The organism is Helicobacter suis, from assembly GCF_902196135.1.
Lineage (GTDB): Bacteria > Campylobacterota > Campylobacteria > Campylobacterales > Helicobacteraceae > Helicobacter > Helicobacter suis_A.
Genome location: NZ_CABIKE010000001.1, coordinates 261,483 through 276,300, shown reverse-complemented (window position 1 = coordinate 276,300; position 14,818 = coordinate 261,483). Strand labels below are relative to the sequence as shown.

Genomic DNA, 14,818 nt, shown 5'->3' with positions numbered 1-14,818 from the left:
TCCAAGTAAACTTCCAAGAATTGTGCGCGCAATATAGAAGTGCAAAGAGTGATGCATGGATTCCTCACTTTTTGATAAACTTTGTAAAACCTCCAAATTGATAACTAATAGAGGTCATAAGATAGCTGCGATCTTGAATGGTGGGGGCAAATTTAAAGTTAGGGGCTCCAGAATAACCCACCTTATACCCGCGGTGTGTGAACACTTCATAATAATCAAGCCGCAGCATTGCACGGATATTTTTAGTTACATTATAAAAACAGGTTAAACCCAAAACTTGTTCATTGGCTTTAGGCGAATAGGTAAGCCTACCTAAAATTTCCCAAGAAAGCTTTTTATAAGCACCTCCCCCCCGTGCTACTAGTGTGAGCGCATTGCTATTATAAAGATTATCTAAACGGCTTTCATAGGGGGTATTATCTTTAGTATCATAATTAATAGGCGTGCCAAAGCGCGCAAACATGGCATTTGAATTGCCAAAATTCTTATAAACACTCCAGCCAAAATGGTAGGCATGGATTAAAAAATTTTGTTGGAATAAAAGAGAAGCTGTAAAGTGTTCAATCGGGCTACTGCGCCAGTAAGTGGAGGCTAATTCTTTAGCATAGATAGGAAACCAAAAATAAAGGTGGTTTTCTATGCGCCAAGTTTTTAAACTCTGCTTGGTATCATAAGAAATTTGTCCCCCCGGGGCGCTATAATTTTTAGGATAAAACCACAGAAAAGTTTTAATATCCCAAGATTTCTTATTCCAAGAGAGAGTGGCTGCGTGCATGCCATAATTAAAGCGCTTTCCATTGGCAAACTCGTATTGAACGGGTGCGTAAAAGTCGCGGATATATTGCAAAGTAGAACGGCCCCGTCCATAGCTACTAAACCAATCCAAACGCCAACTTTTCTTTTTTACAAAACACTCAAACCCTTGATTGTGATCGCTTAAAAAAAGTGCATGGCTATGATAACGCCCCAGAGTACAGCCCGCTATATCTTTGTAAGCATAACTGATATAGGCATTATAAATAATGTAGTTATGGGCGTATAAGCTATTGCCATAGTTAGATTTAGCCCATGGGGCATGTAATAAATAACCCTGCCAACGCCCGATATAATACCAGCCAGCGGGTTGGTATCCTGCACTCGGATCGCTTTGATTAATAAGGGTTCTTGTTGAATCAAAAGCCAGAGCACCTAATTCTCCTCCAATGCCTGCGCTGAGTTTATGCCCACTTACAGATTTAGGCAGTAAATTAGCATCAATTTGTAGCATTCCTACGGTGGTAACATAACTCCCCGTTGGATAAATTCCCTTATTTGAATTGATGCCTGAATTGTTAAACCCCACGCGTGAAAATGAGCCAGCACGGCCACTAATTTTATAATCAAAAGCCAATAAATAAGAAAAAGAAAGCAAGAGTATCCAAAGATTTCTAAACTTCAAAACCAGCCTTGCAAAAGTTAGGATGAGAAATCTTATGATCCTTGCAATTTTAGCAAAAAAATCCTAGCAAAAATAGAAAAAAACATCATATATGCGTTTTTTTGTATGGGCTTAATGTGCCTTAATGTTGTGCTTAAGAGAGTGTGCTATGCTCTTGTCTTTATAAAATGTGGATAGAGTTAATAGCTAGAAAATTTTAATAAGAGAGGGTTTTATGCCTGATGATATTTTAAGCCTTGTCAAATACCCCTTACTCAAGGAGAGCTTTAGGGTGGAGTGGGTGAGATTGGGGGAAGTTATTTTAGAAAGACCCAAATCTAAAATTCAGGTTAATCAAGCCAAAGAGAACAAGGAAGGTAAATACCCTTTTTATACAAGTGGACTTAATGTTTATCGCTACGATGAAGCCTTAATAGAGGGAGAAAACATTTATCTATCAACGGGTGGAAATGCTGTTGTACAATTTTACAAAGGAAAAAGCGCGTATTCTACCGATACTTTTGTAATTACTAGCAACGATCCATTAGTGGCTCTAACAAAGTTTATTTTTTATGTATTAGAAACACAGATAGATTATATTAATACGCATTTTTTTAAGGGTTCGGGTTTAAAACATTTGCAAAAACCAGATTTTAGAAATCTTAAAATCCCCCTCCCCCCTCTATGCATTCAAGAGAAAATCATCCGTGTACTAGACCCTTTGAGCGCTTTAGCGGGGGGTTAGGGTTGTTTTTTTAAGAAATCCTCTAAAAAAGCATATATTTCATTGATTACATCATCTTCTCTTAACTCTCTACCCTTCTTACTCTCAAAGTAAGCTTTAGCCGCGTCTTTATCTGCACTCTTTTCAAGTTTATCAAAAAGTTCACTTGTTAAGAATCTTTCAGGATGTTCACGCCGTAAGGGCTCTTCTACGCACTCTTTTAAGAGTTTAATATCCACCCCCAGCACTTGCACCACTGCTTGTAATTTTTCATCTTGCTTTGATTTAATGTATTGATCAAAACAAGCCTCAAGCCCCTTTTCTTCCCAATTTTTAGGCAAGTGGTGCTGCAAAAACTCTCGAAAAGACTCTCTAACTTGTGGATCAAGGGTTTGTAAATACCGATCTAACTTTTCTTGATTTTCCTTCAATTTCTCTTGATCTTTTTCGCGAAGCAATTTGCTAACATACTCAAGATCAACATGCAATCCCTCATCTTGCTCGATTATGCCATAATCAATTTCAAACCCTGGATCCTCAATGCCTTTTTCACGCTTGCGCTTTTCATAGTTACCAGCGATGTTTTTATATTTTTGCAAGTACATCTTAAAAGTCTCTTCTTTTAGCTTTAATTCCACCGGCTTCTGGGGCTTTTCTAATAGGTTTTGCTCTGTCTCACTCAGGTTATATTGTTTTTGATCCCATTTAAGCCCTTGAATCTGTGCGCTCCTGATGGTGGTGTTTAGTTGGTTAAAAAGCTTAAGAAATTTTCTTTGTTGGTTGGGATTTTCAAGCTCTTTATCCTGTTTTAAAAGGGTGGTGATGTCTGCATGTAATTTGTTGATCTCGTGTACTTTTTGGACTAGTTTGCTCTCTATGATATTAACACCTTCCCCGTCTGCATACATGGCAACTGCTTGTTCTAGGTTATCTTTCATGGTGGCGTATTTGCGCAAAAAGATAATATTGCCAAAGGGTTTATTAGGGCCAAAAATGCGGTTTGTACGGCTCAAGGCTTGGATCAAATTTGCTCCCTCTAGGATTTTATCTAAATATAAGGTATTCACCCATTGAGAGTCAAAGCCAGTCAGCATTTGATCCACCACAATTACAAGGTCTAGGTTTTGTTCTTTTTCTAAATGTAAATAAGGCCCGCTGTGGGCAAGGCGCTGGGCTACATCTTTTTGGAAAATAGCGTACTTCTCAAAACTAAATTTACATCGGAAATAGCGGTTATAATCCTCTAGTATCTTCTCAATGGCTGATTTCTTGTCTATTGTGTCATTTTCACTAGGATCAAATATAGCGGTAATTTTATAGGGGTGTTGTTCTTTTTGAAAGATTTGGTAATACTCCAGAGCATCGGGGAAAATCTTAGAGGTGGCAAAAATGGCGTGGAAAGTTTGGTCATTGCTAAACCGGTTATGGTTTTCTAAAATATATTTCACCACCTGCTTTTTATGATTTTGATTAAACCATTCAGAAGGAATTTCTGCCTCAAGTTTTTGGTGCGGGGTTTTTGTTTTATCCATCCATTCTTCTTGCTTTTTGCCTTTTTGGGCCATAAGATTAGCAATATCTTTGCGCAAATTAGGCATGGTGTTGATAAAATCAACATAAAAGCCTAGCACCATGTCATCTTTCATACCATCTGCTAGGGTGTAGCGGTGCAATTCCTCCCCAAAAATGTCTTCTGTGCTCAGTTTGCTTATCTTGTCTACTTTGGGGGTGCCGGTAAAACCTATAAAAAGCGCTTTGCTAAAATTCTCTTGAATGGCTTCAAGCATGCCTAGCGAATTCTCCTCTATTTTGCGGACATCTCCAAAGGTACTGCGGTGGGCTTCATCTATGATAAAAATAAAACGATGCTTGTCAAATTTCTTATGATATTTGATTTTTGACATGCGTTGCAAGGTAGCAATAACCACCGCCTCCCCATTCTCTCCAAGTGTTTTTTCAAGGTCTTGGGTAGACTTGGTGGTATCTTTCACCACATTCGTCGTATCTGCTTTTTTGTATTCATGAAAAGTTTGTAACACCAACTCACGCCGATCGGCTAGAAACACCACTTTAGTGGCTTGTGTTTGGCGCAACAATAAAACCGCACTTTTAAAGCTCGTGAGGGTTTTACCGCTGCCTGTAGTGTGCCAAACATAGCCCCCCTTATTCCCCTGATTTTCCCTTGCACTTTTTAAAACTGCTTGCACGGCATAACACTGATAAGGGCGCATCGCCTTTAAGCTTTGCGTGCTGTTATCAGATACCATATACTGGCTAAGAAATGTGTGGATAAAATCCACTGATAAAAACCTTTTAATAAAATCCCTATAATCGTGGATAGTGTTGTTTTTAGAATCTGCCCAATGCAGACAAAACTTTTCTTTGAAATATTCCGCTTTCCCAAAATTAGGGAAGTAGACAATTTCTTCAGGGGTAGCGCATATAAAAAGCTGGATACATTGAAACAAACCTTTAAAAGCCCCCTCTTTAGCATAATTTCTAATCTGTTTAAAGGCCTCACGCCAAGACACACCCTCATTTTTTAACTCAATATGGACTAAAGGTAAGCCATTGATAAGAAGGCTTAAATCCCCTCGTTTTTTGTTTTTTGGGCTATCCTCAAACCATGGCTGCCTAGCAATTTGGTAGCAGGTGTTACCAAGCCCCCCATTGGTATCAAAAATCTTAAGATACTGATTTGTCGCACCCTGATTTAACACCATACTCTCCCCCTCTAGCATGTTATAGACCTCATAGGGGGTTTTGTTCTTGATTTGCTCTAATAATTCTTGCATTTCTGAATCACCCAAGGGTGATTTCAAACGATCCTTATTATTTGCATGAAGAATCTCCTGCCAATTTTTTTTAAGATCCTCATGTTTAGGCCACTTAAGCACTTCTTTATACCCATGTTCTTGCAAAACCTCTATAAATTGCTCTTCAAAATCTTTCTCTGTCATTTAGCTCTCCTGCAAATTGATCTCTAAAGTGGTGGGTGATTCTCTCTAAAAGAGTTTGCTGTTGTGCATAAAGCACAATGAGATTATCAAGGGTGCTTATTAGGTGTATGATTTTTTCTTGAATAAGAAGAGGGGGGAGGGGAATAAGAATTTGATACACATGTTCACGATTCAATCCGGGGACTCCTCCGCCCGTCTTTAGATGTTCCAATTGCAGATTAGTAAGAACATAATAAACAAACTTTAAAGAACATTCTATTTTGAGTTGGACAAAATAAGTTGTATCTATGGGATAACAATCCTGATCCATGTAATTCACTTTCCCCGCTGAACCCTTACGCCCAACAATAATGGCGGGACTTCTGATTAAAAAAGTGTTGTGGTAACCTACAACTCCATTAGATCCCATAATAGGATACTTTCCTATTATCCTTTTATATTCGGGTAAACTATCGCCATATTCCAAGCTTAACACCTCTCCCAATCTCACCCACTCCACCCTAAAGCTCTCTTTGAGTAGGGGGTGTTTAATAAGGCTTGTTGGGGGATTAAACGCGTCTAAGATTGGGTCTTGTGTGCTGGGTGCTTCTGCTAAACTATAGTTTTTAAAGTCTAACAACAGCTCTAGCAACCTTTGTTTAATTCTCTCTAAAAGGGCTTTCTTTTGTGTAATGTACATGTTAGACCTTAAGCAATTCTACTAAGTGTTGTAACCCTTGATGATCCTTAAAGCCCTCTAAATCCTGAAGTGCAGCGCTGCATTCTTTGCAGTTTTGGATAATAGCCGTCTGCACTTCTTGCAAACAAGGGTTATATCTATTCTCTAAGCCTTGTACCTGGCGTGCTAAATCTGTAATCCATAAATTAGGCAGTACAAAAAGCGCGTTTTCCAAAGGATCAAACCATTTTTGCCCTAAGAGGGTGATAATCTCTTTATCGCTTAAGTTTTTAAGTTTATCTAACACCAATTTCACCAACTCATCTTTTTTGGTTTTGAGTGCGTCTTTAAGAGGTTTTTCTTGCTTGCTGTATTCATAGTAAGATACAAGCTTAGCCCCTAGCTGGTCTTGCTTGAGTGCTTCTAAGACTAACTCTAGACATTTGGCTTTTAATTTGCTAGCATTAAAGGATTTTAAATCGCGATTACATAAATCTTTAAAATGCTCCAAGGTCGTGTTATCTTCTAAAAGCTCCTTTTGGCGTTGTTCTCTTTCTTGTTTGTAGCTTTTATCCTTATATTCCTCTAAAAAGTCATGCAACGCCACTAAACGCGCTTGAGTAGTACAAGAGGATCGCATCAGAACTTCCCCGCCCATTTTTCGTAGCAATTTTTCTAACCCCTTATCTTTCAAGTGCGCTTTTAGCGTTTTGATAGCCTGCTCTGCCTCACTTTGTTCTGCTTCTTGCTCTGACTTTTCTTGTTCCTCCTCTACATTTTCCTCTTGCATGCCAAAGAAATCTAAACAATCCTGTACTTCCTCAGGCTCTAAGTCAAATAAAAGGGCTTGTTTTTCTGCAAGGATTTTTTCTAACTCTATGTTAAGGCGATTGATTTCTTCATTGAGGGATTTAAAAAATTGCGATGCAATACACTCAAGGGGGATAATTTTCCCCTCACATTTGGCGTGTTTGGCGATTGTAGAAAATCTCTCCCCTTTTTTAAGGGGTAAGGTCTCTTTAATTGTGTGATCTCCTTCTAGTTGGATCGTCTCTAAATCTACTAACCATACCACGCTATTATCCTCTAATATTTGAAAGGCCTGGTATGAATCAAGGTACTCTAGCCCATCAAAGCGCTTAAAAACTTCCTCTCTTAATTCTTCCATGCAAGCAGGTACGGGGCAGTCTCTTAGATATTCTAAACTTTTTAAAAACTTTTGGGTGCAAAACTGCTTAAAATCCCCAAACGCGCTTTTAAATTTTTGCTTAAAAGCCTTTATGGGGCGTGGGTGTTTAAAATCTCTAAAATATCCCCTGTACATCTTTGGTAGTATCCGGGTCTTTGATCAAGGGGGATAAAGAGTTTTTCTTTGACATTAAGTTGCTCTAATGAATCAATTTCTTGAATTTGCCACTTTGGGATACCCCCTAAGATTAGGGCATTTAGATCATCCTTGCTTTCTTGTTTGGGGGCAATGTAGCTAGAAATGCTCAAAACATAATTTTTTGCTCTAATTTCCTCTAGCTCCACTTTGCGGGCAAAATAGGGCACATCCTCTCTTTTTTCTAACACATCTACAATTTTACGCACATGTCTAGCCTGTAATTTATTTTTATTGCCTTCTTTAATGCATTCGTTGGAAGCATCAATGATAAATACATCGCTATTAGCCCTATTTTGTTTTAACACCATAATAATCGTGCTAATAGAGGTGCCAAAGAATAAATTAGGAGGTAGATTAATGATGGCATCAATCTTATTTTTTTCAAGTAAATTTTGCCGTATCTTGCCCTCTTCATTGCCCCTAGATAGCACCCCAGGAGGCAAGACAATGGCCATGATCCCATCTGGCTTGAGGTGATAAAGATCGTGTAATAAAAAGGCGTAATCTGCCTTTGTTAGTGGGGCAATACCATAGTCTTTATAGCGCGCATCATTTGTGTAGGTGCTAGAATCCCAATGGGCTGAATAGGGGGGATTGCTCACACAAGCATCTACCCACAAAGCCTTACCATCCTCTCCACGGGGCCAATCCTCTTTTAAAGTGTCTGCGTTGCGTATGTCAATGTTACTTGGATTGATGGCGCGCATGATTAAATTCATCTTAGTTAGGTTGCAGGTGCTACTAATTAACTCTTGGGCCTTGTAGTCAATCTGATCTTTCTCTATGATTTGATATTTTTCGGCTAGAATGTGGCGTATGTGTAGAAGCAAACTCCCCGATCCACAGGCTGAATCATAGAGGCTAATTTTCTTGTTTTCTTCAGGGGTACGGGTTTTGAAAAATGAGGCTAGGATTTCACTCATTAACACACTCACCTCAGAAGGGGTGTAAAATTCCCCCGCCTTTTTACCCGCACTGCTAGCAAAACAGGCAATCAAGTATTCATAGACAAAACCTAAAACATCGTAGGTTTTAGACTGGCTAGGGATATCTGCAATCTCTTTTAAAAGCTCTCTAACATGATTGGCCTGCTCTTTAGGATCGCCTAGCTTGCTTAAACTTTTCTCTAAATTGTCAAAAATGCCCTTTAATAAGTTGTTCTCCTTTTTTTCGTTGTTCTCCTCTACAACATGCTCATTAAAATTTGCTAAAGCGTCTGTAATATCTTGGATTTTTAGGTTTATTCCCTTTTGCAAAAAAGTGCTAAAGAGATGTTGATACTCGATAAAATAACCTAATTTTCGTCGTAGGCGTTTAAAACTTGAGCTATTAAAACGCAACGCCTGCTCTCTTTGATTTGGTGGGATTTTTGCCTCGTCCGCTTTGCTGATAAGGCGATCACATAGATACTTGTAAAAGATAAAACCTAGCAAAATGTCTTTGTATTCATTAGGTTCAATTTTGCCCCGCATTTTATTGCAACTATCCCAAATCTTGCTGGCAAGCTGTTGTTTATTCATTTTATTGATCGTCTCCTAGGTGAGTGTGGATTGGCAATATTAGCATGCCAGTGTGCAGTTTATGATTTTGTTTTTTTAAATATCCATGCGTGTGATTGTAGCGCAAATTGTCCCTATTCACGCCACTATTTGCAATTATCTCAAAATCACCTTGAATTAAAAAATCTCTTTAAAATTGTTGAAAGGCTTCTGTTTCCTAGCTTTCTTGATTTTCTATTCTCTGCTAAAATTCTGCTAAAAACAGGGATAGCATGCGCGTTTTTGTATTTTTACTAGCTCTTTCTTTGTCTTTGCAAGCAATAGATGATTTTCAAGCGATGCATCAGGTTAAAGAGTGGCTACGCGAGTTTTTACCAAAAGATACCCAAACTACAAATTACTATGTTCTCTATCCTGAAACAGAAATGAGCCGAGAAAACAAGGTTTCTTTTAAGTTTGCAAACCAAAACTACACCTTTCTTTATGCTATAGCCAAGCATTTTACACATAACAAGCTAGATAAAAATGCTTGGATGTGCTCGGGTATGCTTTATGCGGGTAAGCTATATAGGGCTTTTTGTTTGCAAGGTTTTAAAACGGCCTTTATCCATATTATAAAAAACCCGCAAGAAATGTATTTGACACTAAACATAACAGGTTTTTATAACAAACCTACTATGCCTCTTTTAGTCTTTAAGCCTCTTGATCATGATTTTTATAACACCTTTTATTTAGAATATTACGGGTGGCAAACAGCCTATCAAAGAATCGATCACTATTGCCTCTTTAGAGACAATCCAAACGGCTCTCAAGCCCTCATTCCTATGAGCGCCATTACAAACGATCTCTTACCCAAGCTTAGTAAAGTATCCCACAAGCATCCCTGCTCTATAGAAAGTTTTAAGCAATCCTTGCCCCAAAAGATCAAAATGGGGAGTCAAACTTACTCTCTTCTAAAATTCATCTCCTCCTTTGATGCTTCTTTACTTTTAAGCTGTGATTATATTATCAATAGCAAAGGAACTAGCTATGTTGGACTTTGCCACACAAACACCACAAGCCGTTTTATCTATAAAGAAGGCTATCTCACCTTAGAACTTTCTCATACATTTTCTAAAGACATGAAATACAAGCGATTTATTACAATCAAAGAGCGCGGAGATCACCTCTATTTACACCAATACAGCGAACAGGTTTTTAAAAAGAAAGGAGGGATTAAAGAACTTGTAAGAAGCCATGTTTTTTTACTCCCAGAGTAGAGACGATCCTAGTGGTAAAAATCCTTTAAATATTGATAACTATTTTAATACCTCCGCTTTAGAGAGTCTAGCCACTCTTTGCTATAAGCATAGATTTTGCATAAAAGAGTAAACATGCGTTTTATTTTAAGTTTTTTGCTAAGTTCTTGTTTGTTGTTGGCATGTAAAACCTGTTCTACCTGTAATTGGGATCAATGGAACAAATTGAGTAAAACGGATTTTTTTAAGAATAGAGGCTATGACAAGGTAAGTTTTACAAAAGAGAAAAACGAGGTTAATATCCATAGCCAAACTTATTCTTTTATCCATGTGTATGGCAAAAAAGCAGATGATTTTCATAGAGCTTTGTGTGTAGGGGTGTTTTCTGCCTCTAAAATGCAAGGTCAATTTTGTCTGGAGGATATGGAAAATCTATTAAGTCTTAAAAATAGCCAAAACCCTGATTTAGTAGAACTCCAACTTTCTCAGATTACCAAACACCCCACACCCACTACACCGGGCCAAAAAAGCCCTATCAACCTTGTTTTTAAACTTATTAACGGGATTTTCTATTTAGCGCGTTTTCTAGTGGTTCTACTGTGTTTTATCAAGCTAAAGGAGGCTTACAATATAGCTTGCAAGAGATCAATAACAATCTCTTAAACAAACTCCGCCAGCATAAAAAAGCTATCCAAATTACTCTAGCCCCCGATAACATTACCTTTCTGCAACCGGTGCGTTTCCAGCAAGAATCCTATATTTTGATTCGCCATATCACAACAAAAGAGGGAAAATTTGGCTATCCATGTCTTAACATCGCTCAAAAGGGTCAAGAACTTACTAATATGCCTCTTTGTTTTAAACAACCCGGACAAGCTGATTTTGTTGTTAAGAGAAATTATATAACCCTAGAATTTTTCACCCCTCTTTTTACAAATGTTATGCGCAAAATTATGATCACCTTTATCTACAAAGGCCCCTTGCTTTTTTATTTGCACCAGTATAGCCAAGAAGATTATAATCGCAAAGATGGTACTATTTTGGGTACACAAATTTTTTATCGCCAAAGTTTTAACGATCCTAAAAAAGAACACCTTATCACATTTGAAACTTTTACAAAATATTATCCCAACGCTCTAGGACAAAAACCATGCCCTTAGAAATTCTTAACCACAGCGCTTTAGCTCCGGATTTAGAAACAGATTTATCCTACAAACTTAGTCCGCTTATGGAGTATTTAAACATACAAGGTCTAGTAGAATTACTGCTTGTAGATGTAGAAAAGATGCGGGAGTTAAATTTAGAATTTAGAGGGCTTAATAAAAGTACTGATGTGTTAAGTTTCCCATTAGAAATACCCGGGCAAAAACTGTTAGGGAGTGTGGTGATTAATGTAGAATTAGCCACAATAGAGGCCAAGCAAAGAGGGCATGATCTACTTGCAGAGATCACGCTTTTATTTGTACATGGCTGTTTACATCTTTTAGGTTTTGATCACGAAAAAGATAGGGGGGAGCAAAGAGAGAAAGAGGAGGAAGTGATTAGAGTTTTTAATCTACCTGCTAGTTTGATTGTGCGCGCACAAGATTTTTAAGGATTTTAAAATTTTGCTCCCAATGAGGGTTTAAAAAAAGAGGGCGCAAATGGGGCGGTATTTTTAAAAGGCGGCAAGCCTGTTTATAAGGCTTTGGAAGAACTCTAGAATCATTTTTAATAGCCATGCCCACATAAACAAGCCTCCCACCCAATCCCACAAGATAAGTTTGTTTTGCGGTTACAAAAACTCCATTGAAATGATTTTTTTCTAACTCTAGGCGTTGTTTAGCGCTAAGTACATAGCCTAGTTTTTTTAATAAAGAAGTGATGTAATAAAGGTTTTGTAAATGCGTAGCAAATACCCATACCCCACACACTTTAACAGGATTAATAGCCGGGTAGAGTTCTTGTTTTTCTTTTTCTAAGGCTTTGAAACTGCGCACTAAACCCCTTGCCACATTAAAACCCGGAAAAACCCCTTCTAAAAATGGATTGCTCAAATGTTGCCTAAAAATATTGCGCTTAAAACGCGGGCTAAGATTTGTTTCATCCTCAAAATAGCGGTACTTATTTGTGTGTAAATATTCTCTTAATGTGTGCTTTTGTGTGTAAATAAGCGGGCGGATCAAATCATAGCCTACGCGTTTTTCTAGCGCGCTAAAGCCTAATAAAGTTTGTAAACTACTTCCTTTAGCTAGTTGCATGAAAAACCACTCTAATTTATCATTAAGATGGTGGGCTAGGATTAAATGGGTGTAGTTAAACTCTTGAATAATCCGCTCAAAAAAGCTATAGCGCTCTTTTCTATAGCGCGCCTCTAAATTACTCCCGCTTAAATGCACTTGTCTCACATGTACACGCTTGCTATATATCTGTCCTAAATGCCTAGCATAGGCGATCTCTTCTTGACTCTGCGCGCGCAATCCATGATCTAAAATGGCGATGTCAAAGTTTACACCCTCTTTTTTAAGCAAAAAAAATAACGCCACTGAATCACCTCCCCCTGAAAACCCTAGCAAACACCGCCCCTTTAATAAAATCTCTAAATGTTCTAAAACAATTTGCATTTAAGCCCTATTTTAGTTTGATAAACTACAATTTCAAAATCGTTGCTCCATTTACTTTTAGATGAATTTTAACAAAAGGAGCAACCCCTGCATGGTAGCATTTTTAGCCCGTTTCTTCCGTTTTAAAGAGCGCCGTACTTCGCTTGGTATTGAAACTTTAGCCGGTCTTACCACTTTTGTAACTATGGCCTATATCGCCATTGTCAACCCAGCCATTTTACAAAAAACAGGCATGGATTTTGATGGCGTGTTTATGGCCACTTTATTAGCCACTATCGTCGGTACTTTAATTATGGGGCTTGTGGCTAATTATCCCATTGCTATTGCCCCCGGGGTGGGCATGCACGCCTATTTTGCCTTTGTGGTGGTGCTTGGAATGGGCATTCCTTGGCAAAGCGCTTTAGGGAGTGTTTTTATTGCCTCTGTGATTTTTTTATGCCTCTCACTGACTGGTTTTAGAGAGGCGCTTATTAAAGCCATTCCCACCTCTTTAAAAGCAGGTATTGCAGCCGGGATCGGGCTTTTTATCGCCTTTATTGGCATGCAAAATGCCCATTTAGTTGAATCCTCCCCAGCTACTATCATCACCTTAGGCAATTTTTCCCAGCCCATTGCCTATATGTCCTTAATTGGATTGTTTATCACCATTGTTTTACTCGTCAATCGTGTGCGCGCAGCTATTTTTTTAGGCATTCTCATCACCGCTTTTTTAGCCCTTCTCTTAGGACATCTTAAACTCCCTGAACATCTCTTTGAACTCCCCAAAAACATAGATAGCACTTTTTTAAAGCTAGATATTTTACATGCCTTTAAACCAGATTTAGGCGCTGTGATCTTTACTTTCTTTTTAGTCATGCTCTTTGATACCACAGCTACCATGATTGGAGTAGCCAAGCAAGCTAATCTTTTGGAGGGCGATTATTTTTTAAATGCCAGAAGTGCTTTATCAGCAGATGCCATTGCTAGCGCCATAGGGGCTCTTGCAGGCACTTCGCCCACCTCCACCTATATTGAATCTGGTGCGGGAGTGAGTATGGGAGGACGCACGGGTTTTACATGCGTTGTGGTGGCTTTTCTCTTTGCTTTGCTCTTTTTTTTAGCGCCTTTGGCTAAAGCTTTAGCTAGCGTGCCAGCCATCACCTCCCCCGCACTCATTATTGTAGGTTTTATGATGATGAGTCATTTAAGCCAAATTGATTGGCAAGACTTAGAAGAGGCTTTGCCTGCCTTTTTTGTACTCTTTTGGATTCCTATTTCTTATAGCATCACAAATGGCGTGGGTGTGGGTCTTATTCTTTATCCCTTAATTAAAATCTCTCGGGGCAAGTTTAAAGAAGTACACCCCCTACTTTATCTTTTTGGGGTCTTGTTTGTGATTCAATTTGTATTAGACGCTAAAGTCTAATCTATTTTGACAATGCGCCAAATTTTTAGCGTTTTTACCTTGACAAGGGTGGCTCTTTGTAGTAGAATACGCGCCGTGTTTGATACACCTAGCCGTGCTGCAAATCCATGATAAGCTGTTTGTAAACCACTTTCCTAGCTGTTGGGGAAAGTTCTTTGCTGTTGTTATGTTGCTCTCTGTCTCCTAATTTGGATTTGGAAACCTAAGAAATCTACAGATAGCCATTGTGCCTTAAAGAGGTTAATCTTTTGTTAATGCTTTGGATTTGCTAGCGCGCATGGTTTAAAAATGCCATGCGTGTGAGATGAAAAATAAGAGATTGCGCTCAAAAGGGCTTTGTTTTTCTGGGTTTAGAAAAATCTTCATCCCAACTTCTACATCTACAATATGCCATGTTACAATCGTGCGGAATTGCACCCCAAATGTCCCAATAGCTCTAAAGTAAGCGGGTTTGAAAGTAAAATTTTTAAAAGAATCCCAAGTGTTTAAGATTAAATCCTTAGATCGCCTATTAATCACCCAAGTATTAGCCGCTAGCTGTAGCCCAAAAAAAAACGCCCAGCAATTAATCGGGTTTTTATTATAAGCTACCATTAAATCCGCGCCCACTCCATAAGTGAATAAATTAGCCTGTTTAGAAGTTCCGGGGTCTAACAGTACATTTCCATAATCTAAAAAAGCATAATAACGGCCATAAGACCAATCATGCTTAGGGTTGTATTCATATCCCCAAGTAATAGAAGCCCCTTGAAGAGGTTTGTTAGCATTTAAAGGTTTTAAATAAACCATACCCACTTGATAGGCCGAAGACATATAACTTAAATTCTTAGCCCAACAAATAGAGAATAGAGCTAGTAAAATCCAACACTTACAGAATAAAACCCCCCATGTTTTCATGCCAACCATTTGTTATTTTGTTTTTGACCC

The 14,818-nt window shown here is 38.4% G+C and carries 13 protein-coding genes; 6 read left to right on the top strand and 7 right to left on the bottom strand.

Translation table 11 applies throughout. From position 1 onward, the window contains the following. Positions 1 to 64: 64 nt before the first annotated feature. On the bottom strand, positions 65 to 1,438 hold the full coding sequence (locus G6Q06_RS01370) for an outer membrane family protein (protein WP_240328935.1): 1,374 nt from the start codon (positions 1,436 to 1,438) through the stop codon (positions 65 to 67). A 214-nt stretch (positions 1,439 to 1,652) separates the two neighbouring features. On the opposite strand from G6Q06_RS01370, the gene G6Q06_RS01365 reads away from it, so the two are divergent. Then, entirely contained in the window at positions 1,653 to 2,162 is a 510-nt protein-coding gene (locus G6Q06_RS01365) for a restriction endonuclease subunit S (protein ID WP_163563948.1), read from the top strand. On the opposite strand, the gene G6Q06_RS01360 is transcribed toward G6Q06_RS01365, so the two are convergent. Genes G6Q06_RS01360 through G6Q06_RS01345 form a run of 4 tightly spaced genes read right to left on the bottom strand, consistent with a single transcriptional unit; the run spans position 2,159 to position 8,666 of the window. Beyond that, entirely contained in the window at positions 2,159 to 5,101 is a 2,943-nt protein-coding gene (locus G6Q06_RS01360; RefSeq protein ID WP_163565463.1) for a type I restriction endonuclease subunit R, read from the bottom strand. The genes G6Q06_RS01365 and G6Q06_RS01360 overlap by 4 nt on opposite strands. After that, entirely contained in the window at positions 5,082 to 5,780 is a 699-nt protein-coding gene (locus G6Q06_RS08475; protein WP_240329143.1) for a restriction endonuclease subunit S, read from the bottom strand. Before G6Q06_RS08475 ends, G6Q06_RS01360 begins: the two co-directional genes overlap by 20 nt. A gap of 1 nt (position 5,781) precedes the next feature. Next, positions 5,782 to 7,083 (bottom strand): hypothetical protein, encoded by a 1,302-nt coding sequence (locus G6Q06_RS01350; protein WP_240329142.1) that lies wholly within the window; start codon positions 7,081 to 7,083, stop codon positions 5,782 to 5,784. Continuing rightward, on the bottom strand, positions 7,038 to 8,666 hold the full coding sequence (locus G6Q06_RS01345; protein WP_163565462.1) for a type I restriction-modification system subunit M: 1,629 nt from the start codon (positions 8,664 to 8,666) through the stop codon (positions 7,038 to 7,040). The genes G6Q06_RS01350 and G6Q06_RS01345 overlap by 46 nt, the downstream gene beginning before the upstream one ends. Before the next feature lie 251 nt (positions 8,667 to 8,917). Between G6Q06_RS01345 and G6Q06_RS01340 the strand changes: the two genes are divergently transcribed. The 4 genes from G6Q06_RS01340 (at position 8,918) to ybeY (ending at position 11,477) form a co-directional block, all read left to right on the top strand. After that, a complete protein-coding gene (locus tag G6Q06_RS01340) occupies positions 8,918 to 9,904 on the top strand; it encodes a hypothetical protein (RefSeq protein ID WP_163565461.1) in 987 nt (328 codons plus the stop codon). 114 nt (positions 9,905 to 10,018) lie between these two features. Then, entirely contained in the window at positions 10,019 to 10,546 is a 528-nt protein-coding gene (locus G6Q06_RS01335) for a hypothetical protein (protein ID WP_163565460.1), read from the top strand. Continuing rightward, complete coding sequence (locus tag G6Q06_RS01330) at positions 10,519 to 11,043, top strand: hypothetical protein (protein ID WP_163565459.1); 525 nt, start codon at positions 10,519 to 10,521, stop codon at positions 11,041 to 11,043. The genes G6Q06_RS01335 and G6Q06_RS01330 overlap by 28 nt, the downstream gene beginning before the upstream one ends. A 68-nt stretch (positions 11,044 to 11,111) precedes the next feature. Further along, on the top strand, positions 11,112 to 11,477 hold the full coding sequence (gene ybeY, locus G6Q06_RS01325; protein WP_240329151.1) for an rRNA maturation RNase YbeY: 366 nt from the start codon (positions 11,112 to 11,114) through the stop codon (positions 11,475 to 11,477). On the opposite strand, the gene tilS is transcribed toward ybeY, so the two are convergent. Then, a complete protein-coding gene (gene tilS / locus G6Q06_RS01320) occupies positions 11,446 to 12,486 on the bottom strand; it encodes a tRNA lysidine(34) synthetase TilS (protein ID WP_163565458.1) in 1,041 nt (346 codons plus the stop codon). The two genes, ybeY and tilS, sit on opposite strands and share 32 nt — an antisense overlap. A 91-nt stretch (positions 12,487 to 12,577) precedes the next feature. Between tilS and G6Q06_RS01315 the strand changes: the two genes are divergently transcribed. Next, positions 12,578 to 13,891: an NCS2 family permease gene (locus tag G6Q06_RS01315; protein ID WP_205435731.1), complete on the top strand. Its 1,314-nt coding sequence runs from the start codon at positions 12,578 to 12,580 to the stop codon at positions 13,889 to 13,891. 282 nt (positions 13,892 to 14,173) lie between these two features. Here G6Q06_RS01315 and G6Q06_RS01310 read toward each other — a convergent pair whose 3' ends face one another. Then, a complete protein-coding gene (locus G6Q06_RS01310) occupies positions 14,174 to 14,788 on the bottom strand; it encodes an outer membrane protein (RefSeq protein WP_240329141.1) in 615 nt (204 codons plus the stop codon). Positions 14,789 to 14,818 lie beyond the last annotated feature (30 nt).

Excerpts from the sequence above, each read along its gene's own strand:
- G6Q06_RS01365 (WP_163563948.1), top strand. The coding sequence starts at position 1,653 with ATGCCTGATGATATTTTAAGCCTTGTCAAATACCCCTTACTCAAGGAG.
- G6Q06_RS01360 (WP_163565463.1), bottom strand. The coding sequence starts at position 5,101 with ATGACAGAGAAAGATTTTGAAGAGCAATTTATAGAGGTTTTGCAAGAA.
- G6Q06_RS08475 (WP_240329143.1), bottom strand. The coding sequence starts at position 5,780 with ATGTACATTACACAAAAGAAAGCCCTTTTAGAGAGAATTAAACAAAGG.
- G6Q06_RS01350 (WP_240329142.1), bottom strand. The coding sequence starts at position 7,083 with ATGTACAGGGGATATTTTAGAGATTTTAAACACCCACGCCCCATAAAG.
- G6Q06_RS01345 (WP_163565462.1), bottom strand. The coding sequence starts at position 8,666 with ATGAATAAACAACAGCTTGCCAGCAAGATTTGGGATAGTTGCAATAAA.
- G6Q06_RS01340 (WP_163565461.1), top strand. The coding sequence starts at position 8,918 with ATGCGCGTTTTTGTATTTTTACTAGCTCTTTCTTTGTCTTTGCAAGCA.
- G6Q06_RS01335 (WP_163565460.1), top strand. The coding sequence starts at position 10,019 with ATGCGTTTTATTTTAAGTTTTTTGCTAAGTTCTTGTTTGTTGTTGGCA.
- ybeY (WP_240329151.1), top strand. The coding sequence starts at position 11,112 with ATGGAGTATTTAAACATACAAGGTCTAGTAGAATTACTGCTTGTAGAT.
- tilS (WP_163565458.1), bottom strand. The coding sequence starts at position 12,486 with ATGCAAATTGTTTTAGAACATTTAGAGATTTTATTAAAGGGGCGGTGT.
- G6Q06_RS01315 (WP_205435731.1), top strand. The coding sequence starts at position 12,578 with ATGGTAGCATTTTTAGCCCGTTTCTTCCGTTTTAAAGAGCGCCGTACT.
- G6Q06_RS01310 (WP_240329141.1), bottom strand. The coding sequence starts at position 14,788 with ATGAAAACATGGGGGGTTTTATTCTGTAAGTGTTGGATTTTACTAGCT.